Below are 19525 nucleotides of genomic sequence, written 5' to 3' on the forward strand. Positions count from 1 at the left end.
CGAGAAACAGGTCCAAGAGCCGCCAAAGCTCATTCTGAGCGGAGGCATCGGTATGTTTCAAACATAAGGGTCGAATGTTTCAAACATTCCCCCTCAAGGTTTCAAACATTCGGGGGCTGTGGTTGAAACCTCCCCGGGAGAGCAGTCAGTTTCCTGTCCTATTTTGTCAAATCTATTCCTAAATATTCCTTGAACCGGCGCACGTCGGAATTCAGAATCAGCGCTTCGGGGAAGTCGGCTTCCCGAACCAGTTCAAGCACGTATTCATAGTTGGCGATGTCGAACGAGATATGGGCGTCGCTGCCCAGGATGACGGGCACTTCGTAATGCTTGCACAGGCGGAGGATTTCCAGATTATTGGGACGGGCCTCCTCCTTGTGGCGGCAGGGCTTCAGGGAGCTGTTGTTGATTTCGAGCAGCGTGTGGTGTTCCTTTGCCGCCAGCACAACGGGTTCGAACAGCAGGCGGGCCGTACCGTCGCCGGGATGGCTGATGATGTGGATGTAGGGATTGGCAATCACGCTCAGCAGGCCCTGCGTGTTCTCCTCGGGTGTGCCCGGCTGGTAGCAGAGCGAATGGATGCCGGCAATGCGCAGGTCGAGCTTCTTCATGTGCGCTTCGTCCAGGTCGAGGCGGCCCTCCGTGTCGAGGATGTTGATTTCCGCCCCCAGCAGCAGGTCCACCCCATACATGCGGCGGGGCACGACGTGCAGGTTGCGGAAGTAAATCAGGTCGCAAGTGCCGGGGATGCCGGGCGTGTGCTCGGTGATGCCCAGCAGTTCCAGCCCCTTGTCGGCCGCGGCCTGCGCCATCTCCTGCAGGGTACTGAAAGCATGCCCGCTGGCCAGGGTATGCGTGTGTACGTCTAATGCTATCTTCATATCTGTATTCCTATATATATGCTACATCGGATCGACATCGTAGTAAACGATGAGCGACTTGAAACGGTCTTCGGCCACCATCTCGCGCTGCACCTGCACCAGCAGCTGGCGGGCACGGGCCATGGGGGCGTTGACTTCTATCTTGAGGACAATCTTGCGGATGAACAGTGTCTGTATGCGGGCCACGGGCGGTTTGTCGGGGCCCAGCACCCGTGCGCCGAAGACGGCACGCAGCTTGGCGGCCATGGTCTGCGCCATGACGTCGAGCAGCTGCTCGTTGCGGTGCTTCAGGTAGACGTACACCAGCCGGTAGTAGGGCGGATAGCGGAACAGCTGCCGCTCGGCCAGCTGCCCGACCACCATCCCCTCGAAGTCGTTGTGCATCACCTGCGGGATGATGGGGTGGTCGATGCTCTTGGTCTGCAGCACCACCCGCCCGCGCTTGTTCTTGCGCCCGGCCCGCCCGGCCACCTGTGCCATCAGCTGGAAGGCACGCTCGTAGGCGCGGAAGTCGGGATAGTTCATCATGGTGTCGGCATTGAGGATGCCCACCACGCTGACGTGGTCGAAGTCCAGCCCCTTGGACACCATCTGCGTACCGATAAGGATATCCGTCCGTCCCTGCTGGAAGTCGTGGATGATGCGTTCGTAGGCCGCCCGGGTACGGGTGGTATCCAGGTCCATGCGGGCCACGCGGGCCTCGGGAAAGATGGCTTTCACATCGTCTTCAATCTTCTCCGTGCCGAAGCCTCGGTTACGCAGGTCCACCCCCTCGCAGGCGGGACACTGGCGGGGCACGGGCTGCGTGTAGCCGCAGTAATGGCAGGTCAGCTGGTTGAGCCCCTTATGGTAGGTGAGGCTGACGTCGCAGTTCTTGCACTTGGGCACCCAGCCGCACGTGTGGCACTCGATCATCGGTGCGAAGCCGCGGCGGTTCTGGAAGAGGATGACCTGCTCCTTCTGCTCCAGCGCCTCGCGCACATATTGCAGCAGCAGGGGCGAGAAGGGACCGTTCATGCGCTTCTTGCGTTGCAGCTCCTTGATGTCAACCGGAATGATTTCGGGCAGCTGGATTTCCTTGTAGCGTTCCTTCAGCTCCACCAAGGCATACTTGCCGCCCTCGGTGGCGTTGTACCAGCTCTCCACGCTGGGCGTGGCGGTTCCCAGCAGGGTCTTGGCCCCGCACATGGAGGCCAGCACGATGGCCGCGTTGCGGGCGTGGTAGCGGGGAGCGGGGTCCTGCTGCTTGTAGGTATTCTCGTGCTCCTCGTCGACGATGACCAGTCCCAGCCGCTGGAAGGGCAGGAAGAGGGACGAGCGCACGCCGAGGATGATGTCGTAGGGTTCCTGGGAGAGCTGCTTCTGCCACACCTCCACCCGCTCGGCGTCGGGAAACTTGGAATGGTAGATACCCAGCCGGCTGCCGAAGACACGCTTCAGGCGCTCGGTAATCTGGGTGGTCAGGGCGATTTCGGGCAGCAGATAGAGCACCTGCCTGCCCTGACGGACAGCCTCATCAATGAGGTGGATATAGATTTCGGTCTTGCCGCTGGACGTGACTCCATGAAGCAGGCAGACATTCTTTTCGCGGAACGAAGCACGGATTTCGTCGAAGGCCCGTTGCTGGTGGACGTTCAGTTCGTTGAGGGGCATCAAGGCTTGTGCAACGGTTTCGAGCCGCCCCACTTCCTGCTGATAGACCTCGAACACGCCTTTGTCCACCAACCCGTTGAATACGGCAGGTGTGGCACCCGAGCGTTTCAGCAGTTCGGCTTTGGGCACCTCCTTGACAGCTCTCCCTCCCAGACAACCGGAGAGTTCGATATACTTCATCAGCAGGTCCAGCTGCTTGGGGGCCCGTCGCTGCAGTTCGTCGAAGAAGAAGTGCAGCCGCCGTTCGTTACGCGCCGCTTCGGTGAGGCGCACACGCGTCTCGGTCTTGGGCTTGTAGGTGCGCTTCAGTTCTTCCTTCACAAAGAGGGCGTCTTTTTCAAGCAACGACTTCACCATGGCGAGGATGTTCTTCAGGCCGCTGTCCTTCTCCAGCCGGGTCACCGTCTGCTCGGGCTCGGCAGCCAGCAGGTCAAGAACCTTCTGTTCGCGTTCGGACAGCGGTTCCGTGGCTTCGAAGTCAGGATTGTACTCCACCACCGTTTCGCTCTCCAGCTTCAGTCCCGAGGGCAAGGCTGCCTTATAGACATCGCCCTGCGTGCAGAGGTAATAGTCGGCCAGCCACTCCCAAAACCGGAACTGCAAGGGCAGCAGGATGGGTTGCCCGTCGAGTACGGCCGTCACCTCCTTCACTTCGTAATCCTGCGGCTTCAGGTAATGCACATTGCGCACAATGCCCGTATAGAACTTCTTCTTGCCGAAAGGCACCACCACCCGGCAACCTATCTGTACCTCTCCGTCCATTTCAGGCGGCAGGGCATACGTGAAACAGGCATGCAGGGGCAAGGGCAATATGACGTCGACAAACTTCTCCATAGATGCGGCAAAGATACGACTTATCTGAAGATAGTGCAAAAAAAGCGCCGCCCATCCGAAGCGGGCAGCGCTATTCTTGTTTCAGCAGAAATTATTCTGTTTAGAAAATGTAGGCTACGGAAATCTGCCAGGTTTTGGTCTTACCATTTCCTCCTATTCCATCCATAACAGCATCTCCTACATTCTTCCAAGAAAATGTATTCCCTAAAGGAATCTGATAATTCACACCTACTTGCAAATGCTTTATTAACTTAAGACCAGCGCCAATATTAACTCCTACCTGAGTTGTTTTTGTATCCAAGCCTTCCCACTTTGTATCCTTAAAATTAAAGTAAAAGTCAGGACCTGCTGCTACATAAACGCCCAACATACTACCTAAGCCAATCGTATACTTCAAATTTACAGGAATTTCTACTCCCTGTTGTTTCCATTCATCTTCACCACGCTGAGAATACATCACCGCCGCATCAACCCCCAAACCAACAACTGGTATTGTAATTTCAGCCATAGGACCAATAAAGAAGCCGGTAGTATTATCACTTGTAGGCCCTTCTTTGAAGTCCAACTTAGACATATTCAAACCACCTTTCACACCCCACTTGATAAGCTGGGCCTGAGCAGGCGTAGCCAGTGCCAAACAGCACACAGCAACCAATAAAATACTAAAAACCTTTTTCATACTCTTCAATTTTTAAAGTTTTGGGCAAATATATGTAAAATAATCCATAAAAACGGAACAATTTAGCGGAAAACATGCTACATTTGCACCGCCTAACAAGGAAAGATGCCGGAGTGGTCGATCGGGCCGCACTCGAAATGCGGTGAACGGGCAACTGTTCCCAGGGTTCGAATCCCTGTCTTTCCGCTCAAAAAGGATGTAAGTCTGAACGTAAGATTTGCATCCTTTTGTTGTTATAAACATTACATCTTATGAAAATGTTCATCATTGCCGCTTTGGTGGCTTTCTTTTTTACGGTCTATGGTTGCCATCCGACCCACAACCGATATGAGCAACTGCGAGCCGAACTGCAGGCCTATACAGACACGCTGGATGCACAAGTCGGCATTGCCTTGCTGACAGCAGAGGGTGACAGCCTGACCCTGAACAACACACAACGTTACGAAATGATGAGTGTTTTCAAGTTCCATCAGGCATTGGCTGTATGCAACTACCTGCAGCGACATGCACTGCCACTCGACACCCTGCTCCACATCACATCCGATGACCTGAAACCCGATACATGGAGCCCGCTCAGAGACAAGTATCTGCAAGAAGAAGAATCTGCGGACGGGATGAACATCAGCGTAAGGAGCCTACTGGAATATACATTACAACAGAGCGACAACAACGCCTGCGACATTCTGTTCGACCGACTGGTGTCGCCTTCTGAGACCGATGCCTTCATCAGAAGCCTGGATATAACCGATGATTTTGGCATTGCCTGCACCGAAGCCGACATGCAGAGGGATCATCGCCTCAGTCGGAACAACTGGAGTACACCTTATGCAGCGGCTGTACTATTGGAACATTTTCTGGAAACTGATGTTATCGAGGAACCCTACAAGGCCTTCATCAAGGGAACAATGACTGCCTGCCAGACTGGCACGGCACGCCTTCCCGCCCCGTTGCGTAACACCGGAGCCTCAATCGGCCACAAGACCGGAAGCGGATATACAGCCGAAAACGGTCGGATTATCGCAACCAACGACCTCGGTTTCATCACCCTACCCGACGGAACCCGTTATATTCTGGCCGTATTTGTAAAAGACTCCGGATACAAGGAGACACAAACGGAAGAGATTATCGGACAGATATCACAAATCGTTTTCAACCACCTGAAGAAACATTGACAGCATTATGACAATACAAATCAGAAAAAGCCGAATGGAAGACTTGGACCGCCTGATGGATATCTTCGAACAAGGCAAACGTATCATGCGGAAAAGCGGCAACCTGAAACAATGGACAGGAAGCTATCCCAGCCGTGAACTGATCAGGAAAGATATCGAAGCCGGTCACAGCTATGTCTGTCTGGACGAAAAGGCCGGCATCATCGGAACGTTTACCTTCATTCCGGGCAAAGACCCCACATACGCCCGCATCTACGACGGCCAATGGCTGGACGACGAACGCCCTTACGCCACCATACACCGGCTGGCCAGTACGGAAGACAGTCATGGCGTGGCTGCCGCCTGTCTGGATTGGTGCTACACGCAGATACAGAACCTGCGGGCCGACACACACCGCGACAACCACATTCTGCAACACATCCTGCAGAAGCATGGCTTCCACTATTGCGGCATCATCTATCTGATGAACGGTGACGAACGACTGGCGTACCAGAAGATTAGTGGTTAGTGGTAAGCGGTTAACGGTTAGTGGTTAGCGGTGAACGGTGAGGAATATACTAACCGTTAACCGCTTACCACTAACCGCTAACAATACTTTCTTTTCAACTCTTCCACCGACAGACCGGTAAAATAATCTTCTATAAAATCCCAACGGCAGTCATCGGTCATACGGTCGGAACCGAAAAAGATGGTAAACAGTTCGATTTGCTCCTGGAAGATGCGTTCGTTGGCATCGAGAATCAGGTTACGGTAGCCATCGGAAGCAGCCAATTGCTCCAGAGCCTCCACATCGTTGAAGCGCACATGCACGCACGGTGTGCCTCCTCCTGCCACACTGAACGACAGTCCTCCCAGCATGGAAAGCAGATTGAGCAACATGTTCAGGTCGGAAAAAGGTGTGCAGTAGAACTGCAGACGGTCACCCTTACGCCCAGTGATGCGCTGGGCGAACAACTTCTGATAACGCGAAAGCAACAAATCGAAACCACGGGTCACGGTAAACGAAAGTTCGTTGGACTCCTTTTTCTTCTGGCTGCTGATGCAGCTGACACTACGTCCTTCCTCCGTACGGCTCTCAAGCAAAGAAGTGATAAAACGCCTGGCCGAACGAACATCCATCGCATGTTCGGCAAAAACGGCGCGCAAGGCTTCCTCGTCAAACCGTCCCTTGTTTTTCAGCAAGGCTGTCTTGAGCAAAGTAACCAGGCTCTTGAACAGCTCGTCCATACGACGGCGAAGTGTTTCGGCATCTTCTTTCAACAGCACTTCATGCTTACCTACGGCTACCGGGCGTGCTCCTTCACACAAAGTACCGTTATTCAGTTTCTGCTTGAATTCCTTATAACCCAATTCGGGGAAACACTCTTCCCACAGACGGTCGAGACGGGCCAGATATACATTTTCTTCCCCTGTCACCAAAGTCAGGTAGGCGGCATATTCACGGGCAAAAGCATCGCCCGTCTTGTCCTGTACATAACCTTCGACCAGCAAATTTTGCGGACTTACCTCCAGCAGACGCTTACCGAAACGCTTCTGGATATCTTCCTCCAACCACAACAAGGCCGTCTTCACGAATTGCCCCAGCTCGGTTTCATATTCCAGTTTGTTCTTGGTACGGGGCAGTTTCACCACGAACTCGAAGTCGGAAAGCGACACCAGCATTTCTGCTTGCCGTCCTTTCATGTGATACACCTCGACGAGTTTCTGCAAAATCAGAGCCAACTGTTCCTGTGCGATGGCTCCCGTCTGATGCAGACGGTTCATGTAGTAGAAATCGCGTTCGTGGAAGTCGGTTGCCGAAACTCCCTGTACCGATGCGTCGCGGGCCGCACGCCCGATTTCCTGCACGTAATCGACAAACGTACTCGAGGGAGCTACGTGATAGACACGGTCGATGTCGCTGATGTCCACACCCATGCCGAAAGCCTTGGTAGCCACAATCAGGCGCTTACTTCCGTCCTTGAAAGCATCCACAATGGCAGCTTTTTGTATCTTGTCCTTCTTGCCGTAGTAGGAGGCCACCAACGGCCAGTCGGCAGGCTTTACCCACGACTTAATACGCATGTCGATGCCACCGGCAAAGGGATAATAAAGCAGTGTCTTGTGGCCGTCCAAATAGTCGTCCACCCGTGCTGAAACCGCACGCTGTTTGGCTTTGTCGTAGGTTTCTCCTTCTTCCAGCTGCAACGGACGGATATCAAAGCCGATATTGCTGCGTTTCACCGTACCGATGTAGAGCACACAGGGTTCCATCTGCAACGAACGTATCGTTTCGAAAACCATATCATTGTCGCCCGTCGGATTCCACACCGCCGTAGCCGTCAGTGCAAACAGCGGGAAGCGATATCCCAACGTCTGCTTCAAGCCTGCCAAGTAACGCCCCAGGAACCAATAATCCACGCGGAACTCCTTACCCCAGGTAGTCACGGTATGAGCCTCATCGACTACCACCAGACCGATGCGACGGTCACCTACAAAATGATGGATGTCATACGACAGCAGCAGCTCGGGCGAAAGATAGAACAGGTCTACCTCACCCTCGCGCACCCGGCGGTACACTTCGGCCTTCTGTTCGGGCGACAAGTCGGACGACGCATAGGCCACACGCCCGTAGCCCAAATCCTGCAAGCTCTCCACCTGGTCGACAATCAGCGCCTTCAAGGGCGAAATGACCAGCGTAAGCGCTCCGTAATGCCGTCCCAAATAGATGGCCGGCAGCTGGAAAAGTAACGACTTGCCCGAGCCCGTGGGTGCCGTCATCAAAATATTATCCGGACTTCCTTCCAATTCTCCGAGTCCTTTCTCAGCCTCGCACACCACATGTTCGATAAGCCTTCCCTGCGAAAGGGTAGTCTTTGACTTCCCTTTGAAAAGATCCTCATATATTTCCAGATCTCTGAACTGACTGTAACCATAAATCTCGCCCAACAACGCGCCTATCTCTTCACGGCAGGCTTCGGGCACCCGGCGTTCCTTCAACTCGGGCAAACGGTATGTTTCCTTCTCCTGTGTATTCATGACATCCTCCTTCTGAAACCATTTTAAGCAGAAAAGGGCAGTTTGTCGGCTCTTTCAGTCAAGCCGCCAAACTGCCCTTTTTTATTCTCTCCTGCCTGTCCAACAGGCTTTTCCTTTGTTTCTACGCACATTAATACTCCTCTTCGTTGAAGAAGAAATCTTCCTTGCTAGGATAATCAGGCCAAATATCCTCAATGCTTTCATATATCTCGCCCTCATCTTCCATTTCCTGAAGATTCTCTATCACCTCAAGCGGAGCACCCGAACGCATGGCATAATCGATCAATTCATCCTTAGTTGCCGGCCAAGGGGCATCTTCCAACTTAGACGCCAGTTCCAATGTCCAATACATAGTTTTTACGCGTTAAAATGGTTGTAAACAAATGTTCTTTTTCTATTTTCCGGCAAATGTATAACAAAAAAATTCACTTGCAACTATTCTGCCAAAATATTTCGTCTTTTTTATTGTCCAGATTGATTTTACGGGACAAAACGAACAAATAATCTGACAAGCGGTTGATAAAAGCCAGCAGTTCGGCCGAAACGGGAGCCTCTTCGGCCAACGAAAGAATGCGGCGCTCAGCCCGCCGGCAAACGGTCCGGCAGACATGGCAGAGAGCCGCTCCTTCATCGCCTCCCGGCAATACAAAGGCCTTTAGAAGAGGCACGAGAGCATCCAACCGATCTATCTCCGCTTCTATTTTTGCAACTTGTTCGGGAGTGACGATACTTGCCGCACGAAGTTCTGTTTTTTCACTGTCGGTAGCCAGGTAACTGCCTACCACAAACAATTCATTCTGTATCCACTGGACAAAAGTCCGGTCTTCTGCCTCAAGACGTGTAACCAGCAAACCCAGAAAAGAGTTCAGTTCGTCCACCGTACCATACGCCTCCAGGCGGACATGCGTTTTGGATACACGCGTACCTCCTACCAGCGATGTCTGTCCACCATCACCCGTGCGGGTGTATATCATACTTTTTGCCATAAACAATCATTGTTTTTTAATAAATACCAGACCGTTTATATCATTGCCCTTGTCTCCATAGGCTTCGACCTCTACGAAGAAAGGAGTACCGGCCTCGAACGTATCAATAACAAATGTATAAGACAAATTATTGCCGGCAGCATTTATTATTCCTTCATTGGAAACCTCCGCAACCAGTTCATCCCGCTTGAAGACTTTCAATGCACCCATCTTCATGGCATCCCTTCCTCCTGTATGAACAAATGTAAGAGTATACTTCCCATTCCCCGATATTTTACCGGTACATTCAAATCTCATGGTAGAAGGCTGTTTCTGAATCTTCATCGGGTCCCACTTATATACAAAGTTTCCATAAACCGCATACGCAGAATAGTCAGGAGCGAAATAGAGGGGCAATGAGAAATGTCTGTCATTCACAACCGTCATAGCCCTGAAGTCATCCTTGCTCTTGACCGTAACCGGCGCGTTGTATTCTGCCGAATGGATATGAGGATAGTGGCCGTCCGTACGATAAAGAATCTTCGCACCCTCCACATTCGACTTCAAGGTGAATGTAACGGTTCCATCTACATTCTTGTCCATATTGACAATTTCCGGTTCCGGTACTCTATAATGGCAGTCTTTGTAGTCCAGTTTCCGGTAATGGGAACTTATACGTTTTGAAAAATCGCTATAGTTTCTGTTTGCCAATTTACTCCAAGCCACCTCCGAAATAGCTATCAATCGGGGGAAAGTGAGATATTCAGCATAATTCTCGGAACGGTTTTCGTTGAGTAACGGCAATTCCTGAAGTACGGTACCATGAATGAACTGGTCACTCCAAAAACACCCCTGTACGCCGAGTACCGTCGATTCTTCCGAATAATCATTGATTTCCATAGAGTAACATTTCTCCAGAGAAATAGGCGGCATCCAGGTAGCAGCTTTAATCTCACCGGGCGTCTTGCTTTCAGGGAAGTCCAGATACATGTGGGTGGCCGGCGTCAAAATCGCCTTGTGCCCGGTTCGGGTAGCCTGAATTGTATCTTTCACATTATGCCAGAAGACAGCCACAACAGGATTGTTGATTTTACCCCTCTGAATAATCTCTTCCCATCCCACGACCGTACGGTTTTTCTTTTTCATCATGTCCGAAACAACATTGGTAAGGTAACCCTGAAGCTCGGAGGCCTCCTTCAGCCCTTCTCTCTTCATCACGGCCTGACATTTCGGGCATTCCTGCCAACGGGAATATACAGCCTCATCGCCACCTATATTAATATATTGCGACGGGAACAAGTTCACGGTCTCTTCCAGAACATCCTCCAGAAACTTGTATGAACTTTCCTTCCCCACACACAGAAGGTCGCGGCTGATAAAATGCTGTACCGGAACTTCATGCTGCTGCTCCGTACAAGACAGCCAGGGATAAGCCACAACGGCCGACAGCATGTGTGCCGGAAACTCTATTTCGGGGATAATCTCCACATTGCGAAACTTGCCGTAAGCGATAATTTCCTTTATATCTTCCTGGGTATAGTATCCTCCCAAACGGTTATGGTCCGGACCAGCCCATGCCCCCACTTCAGTGAGGCGGGGATATTTCTTGATTTCCAGTCGCCACCCGGAATCATCAATCATATGAAACTGAAGCTTGTTCATCTTGTACATAGCCATCAAGTCTATGTACTTCTTCACAAACTCCTTGTCGTAGAAATATCTTGCCACATCGAGCATCATTCCTCGCCACGGTCTTTCCGGAGCATCATAAACCGAGACGGCAGGAGCTGTCCATTCAATGTCCTTACATCTCTTCTCACTGTATATCTGAGCCGGAAACAGCTGTAGCAACGACTGGATGCCATAGAAGACTCCTGCCTCATCAGCACCGCAAACCGTAACACCCGACCGACTCACATCCAGCCGATACCCCTCCTTATGCGTAATCTCTGCGGGGGAAGTCTTGAGGACGATATCAGCTTTCTTCTTATCCGCAACAAGCTTCAAGTCCCATCCGGTAGACCGGCTGATAATACCCTGCAGGTATTCTGCATACTGTTCCAGCCCTTTCTCATACGAAAGGACCATATCTCTCTCCAACTTGAATTGCCCACTTTTCTCCACCACACTGACCGGCTGGGGGATAATGGACACATTCCCGGCATCTGCGGTACCTAAGCACCATGCCAACAAAGCAAATAAAAGAATTTTTTTCATGGTTGTTATTTGAACACGTTATATATATACATGGAAATCTGTCACACTCATTTCTTATAGAAAGTCAGTTTGCCCGCCTCCATCAAATCATTGTGATTGATACGGAAGCCGCATTTCTTTCCACCCATCTCCACCCGTTTGATGTAGTCGGAGTCCGACTCCTTATTGACCACTTCAATAACCAGTTCCTTCTGGCTGTAGAAGTCGGGATTGAGTGTGATGGTAACCTTATCGAAGGTAGGAGTCGTCAGGGTATATTCCGGCACACCCGGACAATCCGGATAGAACCCCATCATGCTGAACAGAGCCCATGCCGACATGGTACCCACGTCGTCATTGCCCGGAATGCCACCCGGCGTATTTGTAAAGTGCTTGGCCAGCAATTCCTTTACCAGCTTCTGCGTGCGCCATTCCTCTCCCTTGAAGTAACTGAACAGGTAGGGATAAGCAATGTCGGGTTCGTTGGCCGGGTCGTAGTAGCCCTTGTCGAATACCATCTGGAGCTTGTCCACAAACTTTTTCGGTCCGCCCATAAGTTTGGCCAGTCCTTTGATGTCGTGCGGCACGAAGAAGGTGTAGTTCCAGGCGTTACCTTCGTGGAAGCCGGGACTGGGTTCAAAGTTCTCGCCCTGTTTCGGGTCAAAGGGTGAGTAGAACTCACCGTCCGGCAGGATGGGGCGCAGTGTACCGAACTCTTTGCAATAATAGTTCTTGTACCCCATAGAGCGTTTATAGAACAGATCCGCATCGTCTTTCTTGCCCAATTCCTTGGCCAGTGTATAGAGGGAGTAGTCGGCAATGTAGTACTCCAGTGCATGAGATACCGAATTGTCGTACTGCTCCATCAGCGGAACATATCCCTTGCTGATATAATCGTCTATATCGGGACGCATCAGGTTCTGCGCCCCCGGCGTAGTGGCCGACTTGTACATGGCTTCGTAGGCCGTCTCTATATCGAAATCCTTCAGCCCTTTCTTCCAGGTATCTACGATGACCGGCAGACTGGGGTCTCCCTCCATCGTCAGCGTTTCCCGACCGTAAAGCTCCCACTTGGGCAGCCAGCCGTGCTCTTTGTACATATCGACCATGGTCCTCACCATCTCGATTTGTTTCTCCGGATAGACCAGTGTCATCAGCTGGTGCAGGTTGCGGTACGTATCCCACAGCGAATAGACGGTATAACGGTTGCCTTGGGCAGTCCGTATCTCACCCGTCTCCATGGCCGGATACTGGCCGTTCACATCCTGAAGAATACTGGGATGGATAAAAGCATGATACAGCCCCGTATAGAAGACGGTTTTCTGGTCTTCGGTACCGCCCTCCACCTTGATTCGTCCCAGATGGCTGTTCCACAGGTCGCGTGCCTCCTGATGGATTTGGGCAAAATGACGTCCGCCCTGTTCCTTCTCCAGATTCTTGCGGGCATTCTCAATGCTTACGAAAGATACACCCACAGCCACTTCGACTTCTTCATTCCCGGCTGTATCGAACGAGAACCAGGCACCAATGTCGTCTCCGGCCAGCTCCTTGTTATACTTCGTGTAGAGTTTGTACTTGCCGCTATGTATGTCCCAGTCGGCTTCGGGGCCTTGCATTTCGCGCTGCTTCTTCCAGTAGCCGCAAGCCTTGGGGGCCTTGCTGACTCTCATCACGAAATAGATAGGGAATACGGCCTGCGGATTGTAGCAGAACGTACCCAAAAGCTTCATGCCCTCTACCTCGGTATTGCTCACCTTGCGCAGAAAGGCACCGCTTTCGTTCGTAAGCCCTTCACCCAGATTGAGCAGGATGTGACTCTCGCCCTCGGGGAAAGTGAAGCGTGCAAGGCCGCTCCGGAGGGTAGCGGTAACTTCTGCCTTGATGTTGTATTTCGTCAGGAAAAGGCTGTAATAGCCCGGACTGGCCGTCTCGTCCTTGTAACGGCTCCCGTAGTTCCGCAGGTCCACATCGAGCTTGCCGGTAGTGGGCATCAGCAGCAGAGAGCCCATATCGGGACATCCCACTCCGCTGAGGTTCACATGCGAGAAGCCGGTAAAGAAGCAGTTGTTGTGTTCGTAGGGCGTGGACCACCACCGGGCGTCCTTGTCATACTTGTTGTCCGACGAACCCATGACATTGAAGGGAACGACAGACATCAGGCCATTGGGGCAGATGGCTCCCGGATTGCACGTACCGTAATTGGTCGTACCGATAAAAGGATTCACGTAATCAACCGGCTCCTGGCTGAACAGGCTGACGGCTGCAAGAAGTGAGCCCAGACAGATAAGAATTCTTTTTTTCATATATCAGTTGTTTTAAGTTTCCAACAAGTTTCAGAAATTCACCAGATAATGCTGTTTGAATTTCGTCCGGTCGAAGAAGATGATGCCCAGATCGTACAAATCAAACGTGACGCCGCAACGTTCGTCCTGTTTCATCGCCTCCCACAAGCGCCGCATGGTCCGGGTGTAGCGGATACCTTCGATGACGAATACCGAACAGCCGCGCGTACGCCCCACGCACAAGCGGAACACCTCCTCCACAAAGTCAGGGCGACGCCAGTCGTGCAAATACAGGAAGTCTACCGGCACACCAGCCTCCAGAAACAATTCATCCAGCTCTGCGGCATGTGTATAGACCGCCCCCTCCCTGCCGGCCTTCAGGTAAAGGCCCGAGGCCGACAGACGTCCGGCATCGACCACGGTCTCCGGCCGGGCATAGTTGACCAGACGGAAGAGCAGCCGCTTCACCTTGAGCGGTTCGCTCCGCCAGCCTTTGGGCCGCTGCACAGCCAGGCGTTTCTCCTCCTCCAACAGAGAAGAATATTTATAATAAGGTGCAGTCTCGTAAATGACCCCCGTAATCAGATGAAAGGCAAACGGTGAGTGGACACCATAGCCGCGCCGATGGCGGAAACGGGCCAACCACACAAAAGGATGCTTGCACAGTAAAGATATCCGATTCATTCCTGACAGTTTAATGCCTGCAAAGATAAAAGAATCTGCCCAAAATCCATCGGTCGGAAGAAATATTTTACATCCGACCCGACGAAGTGCTTCCTGACGTTGTCACGCAGTGCTGCGTCAGGGTGTCATGCAGTGCTGCGTCAGCGGGTAACGAAGCACTGCATCAGAGGGCCAGGAAGCACTGCATGAGACGGGCAGGAAAAAGTTTCAAGAGTTGTCTTTGCAACGAAACCATAAGTTCCAAACTTGTTTCTTCCATTGAAACCATCGGTTTCATTTAAAGAAACCATCGGTATCATTGAATGAAACCAGTGGTTTCCTTAAAAGTCCTTCCTTCCGATCCAAGTCCATTTGTGCCACAAATATTCCAATGGTCCCTGTTTATGATAACGGAGCCAAACAAAACTGAAAAGTACCTGTACTATCCATACCACAATGGAAAGTGCCACACTTATGGAAGTACCGGCAAATATCCCCCAGTGCAGTCCCCATGGATAAAACAGGAAAGTACAGATTAAACTTTGACCTATAAAGTTGGTCAGGCTCATTCTCCCATACACCCTCATACATTTCCAAGCAGATACCGTTTGACTCTTATAGTACCCCCAAAGCAGCAGGTTGACCAAACATGCTGAAAAAGAAAGATTATAATATAGCCTCAATGGAGTATTGCCTACAACCATCAATAATGTATACAGCCACGCCGATAATACCAGAAAAGAAACAGTAAGCCTCTTATAAAAAGAAACATTCCTTCTGAAGTAACCGGTACGGTAAGCCAACATTCCGATACAGAAAAGTCCCAACGTCTGAGACAACCTCCCTGTCTGCAATGCCCAAAGCAAACAACCTTTCACACCATCCGTCACATTCGCCTTCAGCATTTCCACGAAAGTACCAGATTTCAGTGTATCTCCTACACGTTCATAAAAAACACCATAGCTATCATCAAACAGATGAAAAATGCAATTAATCCACTCCAAAGGTTGAGCCAAAAAGAAAAGCCCCACTCCAAAGAGAACTTTATTCCGAGCATGCCTCAGACAGATGACAGGAATCATGCATAAGGCATAGAAAATCAACGGATCACCTCCGGCAAAGAATGCCGCATTGAGAAAACCGAACAGAGCCAACAGAAACATCCTCCAGACCATCCTGTACTTCATATCCTTACCTTCGGCCAGCCTTTTGTCCAACTGCAGCGCATAGGTAAAACCGAAAAGCAAGGCAAAGACAGAATAAGCCTTACCATCAAAAATGAAATACAGAAACGATTTCAGCCCCTCATCCACATGCAACAACCATTCAGGTGAACAGTCCGGCATGCCCGGATACAGAAAATGATTGGACGAATGTATGATGAGTATGGCTGAAATGGCAAAACCACGTAACGCATCAACAGCATCGATACGTCCATTTTCCGTTACCCCATTATCCATCTGCCTACCTTACCGGATTTTCTGACCACATAGACAAATCCCCAGGTTACCGACAATAACAACACGGTACATACCATCATTTTCACCATGGTATGTAGGGGCAAAGATTCTACAAGCATATAGCAAGGCCCAAGGAAAAGGTAGTGAGACATCCAGATGCCAAAAGTACAGATAGAGATGCTGGTGGAAAAACGCCTGATTGCCAAAGAATCGAACCTGAATTTCCTGATAGCAAGAAAAATAGGAAGCGTCATCATCAACACATTGGGAGAACAATAAGTAAAGAACAGTTCAACCAGTTCTACAGGCTGGCCAGGAACTGCCGTAATGGACTTAAAGCCCCAAAACGTAACACAATAGCCAATGACAAACGAAGGGATACCAAACACCGCCAGCCTGCCCCAAGTGACATTCATGTTATTGTTCATAATATAATAGCCCAACAACAGATACCCGTTGAATCCGGCAAAATAATACAAAAGACCGAATTCATTCCAGGAACATGTTCCCCAAAGGTCCTTCGTCAAATATTCCCTCAGATAAGGAATGAAAAGCGATATAAACCACAGGGCAAGGAATACACGCTGTTCCTTGATCGATGCCTGTCTGACCCATGCCGAGAAAATGGGCATATAGAGATACAAGCCTATAAGAAGGTAAACATACCACATCTGCACAGCCAACATCGAGAAGTTGAAAGGAATCATCAGAATGTTATGCAAAGCTCCAGAAAAAGATTGGTCCGGTTCTGCCCAAGCAAAAAAATCATTAATGACTGTAGGCGGAAGCCCCAATACCCCGGTCAGCCATGGAAAAAGGTTATAAACGACAGACCATATAATAAAGGGGACAACAAGTCTTGTCAGACGTTTCGTATAAAATGCAGAGATACTCTGGCGGACAGGCAAAAGCAACGCGCCTGTCACCATAACAAACAAAGGTATGGCAGGCCGCATAAACGAGCCGTAAAAACTACCCCAAAGATTATACCAAGGCTCAGAACGTTCCGCTGGGGTTACATTATCGGTACAATGTACCGCTATCATCATAAAGATAGCAACAAACTTTACAAAATCAAGCCATACAATCCGCTTGTCATCTTTTTCAATCAATGGTTCTTTCATGCTTTTTTGACACAAAAGTAGCCACTATACAGGACTCGGTTTTTGACATAGGTCAAAAACCGATTTTCCTTTGCTACTTCCCGGCTCTGATTCTGCTTAGAGTAGAGATTGATATGCCAAGAAAAGAAGCTATATATCCTAAATTAACCCGCTGGCATATGTCAGGAAATCTCTTCAGAAGAGCATTGTACCTTTCTTTGGCCGTCATGGTGAGATTGTCTATTCTTACGCATTGCAACGAGAGCAAGCACTCTTGATGGATTACCCGCCCCCAATTGGCAATTTCAATATTGGTCTCATACAGTTTGTTCAACTCATTTATGGGAATTGAATATGCCAATGTCGGTTCAACGGTTTCAACATATTCAAAACCAGCCTTATTATGATATAAACATAACAGGCCGAACGTAATATCACCCTCTTTAGAGAACCAGGTAGTATGTTCATCTCCATCCACCAGGCAATAAGAACGGGTTACCCCTCTTTCTATAAAGTAAACATTCCTATCAATAATACCGCCTCTTATAATCAGATGTTTGGCTGGGAAATGATGAACTGTGAAATGCTTGACAAGCTGACCGATGGATTCATCGGAAACCGGATAATACAATTTGATAGACTTGGTGATATTTGAGATATCCATAAAAACAATAATTGGTATATTTCATACAGACCCGATTGAACAGCATCCCCCACCTCTAAGATTAAGGGAAGGGATTATAAAGAAAAAAGGCCGAATATTTGATATTCAAATATCCAACCTTTAACCTGTACCCAGACCCGGGGTCGAACCGGGATGGAAGTGAATCCACTGGTGTTTGAGACCAGCGCGTCTACCGATTCCGCCATCTGGGCATCGCATTGATTTCTCAATTGCGGTGCAAAGATACGAGTTTTTTCTTTACCTGCAATACTTTCTCGAAAAAAAACAAGAAAAAACAGAAAACATCCTGCAAATCTTCGTTGTTTCTAAAATATAGTGTACATTAGCGGAAACTTTTAACAACTTCAATCATGGCAATAAACAAAGACAACTTTTGCGTCATCATGGGTGGAGGAATCGGCAGCCGCTTCTGGCCGTTCAGCCGCAAGACACTACCCAAGCAGTTCCTCGACTTCTTCGGAACGGGACGTTCGCTGCTCCAACAGACGTTCGACCGATTCAAAAAAATCATACCGACCGAGAATATCATCGTTGTCACCAACGCCCTTTATGCCGACCTCGTACAACAACAGCTGCCCGAACTGAAAGCCGAACAGATTCTTCTGGAACCGGCACGGCGAAACACAGCACCCTGCATCGCATGGGCATCCTACCACATACGGGCCATCAACCCTAATGCCAACATCGTAGTGGCGCCGTCGGACCATCTGATTCTGAAAGAAAATGAATTTCTGACCGCCATCGAGAAAGGCCTGGCTTTCGTGGCCGGCGAAAACAAACTGCTAACTCTTGGAATAAAGCCCAACCGCCCCGAGACCGGTTACGGATACATCCAGATAGCCGAAACGGCCGGAGACAACTTCTACAAAGTGAAGACTTTCACCGAAAAGCCCGAGCTGGAACTGGCCAAAGTATTCGTGGAAAGCGGCGAATTCTATTGGAACTCCGGTCTGTTCATGTGGAACGTCAATACCATTATCAAGGCAGGCGAAGACCTGCTGCCCGAACTGGCCTCAAAGTTAGAACCGGGCAAGGATATCTATGGCACGCCGGACGAGAAACGATTCATAGACGAGAATTTCCCCGCATGCCCCAACGTATCCATTGACTTCGGCATCATGGAGAAGGCCGACAACGTCTATGTCTCGCTGGGCGATTTCGGATGGTCGGACCTCGGCACTTGGGGCTCGCTTTACGACCTCTCCCCCAAGGACGAGAACGACAACGTAACACTGAAATGCCAGTCCCTGCTGTACAACAGCCGGAACAACATCATCACCCTGCCCGGAAACAAGCTGGCCGTGGTAGAAGGGCTGGAAGGCTACCTCATCGCCGAGTCGGACAACGTCCTACTGATCTGCAAGAAAGACGAAGAACATGCCATCCGCAAGTATGTAAATGATGCCCAGATCAAGATGGGCGAAGAATACATCTGACACACGATTCTCCGGAACGACACACGGATATGGGAAAGGGGCGGCCTTGACGGACCGCCCCTTTCTGTTGCACTATCTTGTAGAGGAAATTGTCAGAATGCTGCACGTATGGCCTGAGCCACTGCCTGAAACTCTTCATCCGTCAGCTTCAGCTTGGGATTGGAGAAAAGCATGTCCTTCTCGCTCTGCATGGGGATGAGATGGATATGGGCATGGGGCACTTCCAGGCCAAGCACGGCCATACCTACCTTCTTGCAGGGGAACGCCTTGCCGATAGCCAGCGCCACCTTCTTGGCGAAGACATGCATGGCGGCCAGCTCCTCGTCGTCCAAGTCGAAGATATAGTCCACCTCGCGCTTGGGGATGACCAGCGTATGTCCTTTCACCAACGGATTGATATCCAAAAATGCGAAGAAACGTTCATCCTCCGCCACTTTGTAACTGGGAATCTCACCCGCTACAATTCTACTGAATATGGTTGCCATAACGATAATGTAT

The 19525-nt window shown here is 50.3% G+C and carries 16 protein-coding genes and 2 tRNA genes; 4 read left to right on the forward strand and 14 right to left on the reverse strand.

Translation table 11 applies throughout. From position 1 onward, the window contains the following. Window positions 1–158: 158 nt before the first annotated feature. The 3 genes from RDO88_RS12135 to RDO88_RS12145 all read right to left on the reverse strand — a co-directional run bounded on the left by RDO88_RS12135 (window position 159) and on the right by RDO88_RS12145 (window position 4047). Complete coding sequence (locus RDO88_RS12135; protein WP_307759622.1) at window positions 159–881, reverse strand: PHP domain-containing protein; 723 nt, start codon at window positions 879–881, stop codon at window positions 159–161. Between the two features lie 21 nt (window positions 882–902). Next, window positions 903–3368 (reverse strand): primosomal protein N', encoded by a 2466-nt coding sequence (priA, locus tag RDO88_RS12140; RefSeq protein ID WP_307759623.1) that lies wholly within the window; start codon window positions 3366–3368, stop codon window positions 903–905. A 100-nt stretch (window positions 3369–3468) separates the two neighbouring features. Continuing rightward, entirely contained in the window at window positions 3469–4047 is a 579-nt protein-coding gene (locus RDO88_RS12145; RefSeq protein WP_022020500.1) for a porin family protein, read from the reverse strand. A 99-nt stretch (window positions 4048–4146) separates the two neighbouring features. On the opposite strand from RDO88_RS12145, the gene RDO88_RS12150 reads away from it, so the two are divergent. From RDO88_RS12150 to RDO88_RS12160, 3 genes are all read left to right on the forward strand, one after another. Next, window positions 4147–4233, forward strand: a tRNA-Ser gene (locus RDO88_RS12150). 65 nt (window positions 4234–4298) lie between these two features. Further along, entirely contained in the window at window positions 4299–5219 is a 921-nt protein-coding gene (bla, locus tag RDO88_RS12155; protein ID WP_307759624.1) for a class A beta-lactamase, read from the forward strand. A 34-nt stretch (window positions 5220–5253) separates the two neighbouring features. Further along, window positions 5254–5727: a GNAT family N-acetyltransferase gene (locus RDO88_RS12160; RefSeq protein WP_307759625.1), complete on the forward strand. Its 474-nt coding sequence runs from the start codon at window positions 5254–5256 to the stop codon at window positions 5725–5727. 77 nt (window positions 5728–5804) lie between these two features. Here RDO88_RS12160 and RDO88_RS12165 read toward each other — a convergent pair whose 3' ends face one another. The 10 genes from RDO88_RS12165 to RDO88_RS12210 form a co-directional block, all read right to left on the reverse strand. Continuing rightward, window positions 5805–8237 (reverse strand): DEAD/DEAH box helicase, encoded by a 2433-nt coding sequence (locus tag RDO88_RS12165; RefSeq protein ID WP_307759626.1) that lies wholly within the window; start codon window positions 8235–8237, stop codon window positions 5805–5807. Window positions 8238–8367: 130 nt separating this feature from the next. Next, complete coding sequence (locus tag RDO88_RS12170) at window positions 8368–8589, reverse strand: DUF2795 domain-containing protein (RefSeq protein ID WP_002558131.1); 222 nt, start codon at window positions 8587–8589, stop codon at window positions 8368–8370. A gap of 73 nt (window positions 8590–8662) precedes the next feature. After that, window positions 8663–9223 carry a cob(I)yrinic acid a,c-diamide adenosyltransferase gene (locus RDO88_RS12175; RefSeq protein ID WP_307759627.1) on the reverse strand — a complete coding sequence of 187 codons (561 nt, stop codon included), beginning with the start codon at window positions 9221–9223 and terminating at the stop codon, window positions 8663–8665. 6 nt (window positions 9224–9229) lie between these two features. Next, window positions 9230–11419: a family 20 glycosylhydrolase gene (locus RDO88_RS12180; RefSeq protein ID WP_307759628.1), complete on the reverse strand. Its 2190-nt coding sequence runs from the start codon at window positions 11417–11419 to the stop codon at window positions 9230–9232. 47 nt (window positions 11420–11466) lie between these two features. After that, window positions 11467–13701, reverse strand: a complete 2235-nt coding sequence (locus RDO88_RS12185) for a GH92 family glycosyl hydrolase (protein ID WP_307759629.1) — start codon at window positions 13699–13701, stop codon at window positions 11467–11469. Between the two features lie 30 nt (window positions 13702–13731). Next, complete coding sequence (locus RDO88_RS12190) at window positions 13732–14364, reverse strand: hypothetical protein (protein WP_307759630.1); 633 nt, start codon at window positions 14362–14364, stop codon at window positions 13732–13734. Between the two features lie 320 nt (window positions 14365–14684). Then, window positions 14685–15803 (reverse strand): DUF418 domain-containing protein, encoded by a 1119-nt coding sequence (locus RDO88_RS12195; protein WP_307759631.1) that lies wholly within the window; start codon window positions 15801–15803, stop codon window positions 14685–14687. Continuing rightward, window positions 15788–16927: an acyltransferase family protein gene (locus RDO88_RS12200; RefSeq protein ID WP_307759632.1), complete on the reverse strand. Its 1140-nt coding sequence runs from the start codon at window positions 16925–16927 to the stop codon at window positions 15788–15790. Before RDO88_RS12200 ends, RDO88_RS12195 begins: the two co-directional genes overlap by 16 nt. Window positions 16928–17000: 73 nt before the next feature. Continuing rightward, window positions 17001–17570 (reverse strand): cyclic nucleotide-binding domain-containing protein, encoded by a 570-nt coding sequence (locus RDO88_RS12205; RefSeq protein ID WP_307759633.1) that lies wholly within the window; start codon window positions 17568–17570, stop codon window positions 17001–17003. A gap of 128 nt (window positions 17571–17698) precedes the next feature. Continuing rightward, a tRNA-Leu gene (locus RDO88_RS12210) sits at window positions 17699–17782 on the reverse strand. 159 nt (window positions 17783–17941) lie between these two features. Between RDO88_RS12210 and RDO88_RS12215 the strand changes: the two genes are divergently transcribed. Then, window positions 17942–19027: a sugar phosphate nucleotidyltransferase gene (locus RDO88_RS12215; protein ID WP_307759634.1), complete on the forward strand. Its 1086-nt coding sequence runs from the start codon at window positions 17942–17944 to the stop codon at window positions 19025–19027. 92 nt (window positions 19028–19119) lie between these two features. Here RDO88_RS12215 and RDO88_RS12220 read toward each other — a convergent pair whose 3' ends face one another. Continuing rightward, window positions 19120–19512 (reverse strand): HIT domain-containing protein, encoded by a 393-nt coding sequence (locus RDO88_RS12220; protein WP_307759635.1) that lies wholly within the window; start codon window positions 19510–19512, stop codon window positions 19120–19122. Window positions 19513–19525 lie beyond the last annotated feature (13 nt).

The sequence above is a fragment of the uncultured Mediterranea sp. genome (assembly GCF_902493215.1).
In the GTDB taxonomy this organism is placed as follows: Bacteria; Bacteroidota; Bacteroidia; order Bacteroidales; family Bacteroidaceae; genus Bacteroides.

Bases quoted from the DNA above. Each gene is read 5' to 3' on its own strand.
- RDO88_RS12135 (WP_307759622.1), bottom strand. From the start codon at position 881: ATGAAGATAGCATTAGACGTACACACGCATACCCTGGCCAGCGGGCAT.
- priA (WP_307759623.1), bottom strand. From the start codon at position 3,368: ATGGAGAAGTTTGTCGACGTCATATTGCCCTTGCCCCTGCATGCCTGT.
- RDO88_RS12145 (WP_022020500.1), bottom strand. From the start codon at position 4,047: ATGAAAAAGGTTTTTAGTATTTTATTGGTTGCTGTGTGCTGTTTGGCA.
- bla (WP_307759624.1), top strand. From the start codon at position 4,299: ATGAAAATGTTCATCATTGCCGCTTTGGTGGCTTTCTTTTTTACGGTC.
- RDO88_RS12160 (WP_307759625.1), top strand. From the start codon at position 5,254: ATGGAAGACTTGGACCGCCTGATGGATATCTTCGAACAAGGCAAACGT.
- RDO88_RS12165 (WP_307759626.1), bottom strand. From the start codon at position 8,237: ATGAATACACAGGAGAAGGAAACATACCGTTTGCCCGAGTTGAAGGAA.
- RDO88_RS12170 (WP_002558131.1), bottom strand. From the start codon at position 8,589: ATGTATTGGACATTGGAACTGGCGTCTAAGTTGGAAGATGCCCCTTGG.
- RDO88_RS12175 (WP_307759627.1), bottom strand. From the start codon at position 9,223: ATGGCAAAAAGTATGATATACACCCGCACGGGTGATGGTGGACAGACA.
- RDO88_RS12180 (WP_307759628.1), bottom strand. From the start codon at position 11,419: ATGAAAAAAATTCTTTTATTTGCTTTGTTGGCATGGTGCTTAGGTACC.
- RDO88_RS12185 (WP_307759629.1), bottom strand. From the start codon at position 13,701: ATGAAAAAAAGAATTCTTATCTGTCTGGGCTCACTTCTTGCAGCCGTC.
- RDO88_RS12190 (WP_307759630.1), bottom strand. From the start codon at position 14,364: ATGAATCGGATATCTTTACTGTGCAAGCATCCTTTTGTGTGGTTGGCC.
- RDO88_RS12195 (WP_307759631.1), bottom strand. From the start codon at position 15,803: ATGGATAATGGGGTAACGGAAAATGGACGTATCGATGCTGTTGATGCG.
- RDO88_RS12200 (WP_307759632.1), bottom strand. From the start codon at position 16,927: ATGAAAGAACCATTGATTGAAAAAGATGACAAGCGGATTGTATGGCTT.
- RDO88_RS12205 (WP_307759633.1), bottom strand. From the start codon at position 17,570: ATGGATATCTCAAATATCACCAAGTCTATCAAATTGTATTATCCGGTT.
- RDO88_RS12215 (WP_307759634.1), top strand. From the start codon at position 17,942: ATGGCAATAAACAAAGACAACTTTTGCGTCATCATGGGTGGAGGAATC.
- RDO88_RS12220 (WP_307759635.1), bottom strand. From the start codon at position 19,512: ATGGCAACCATATTCAGTAGAATTGTAGCGGGTGAGATTCCCAGTTAC.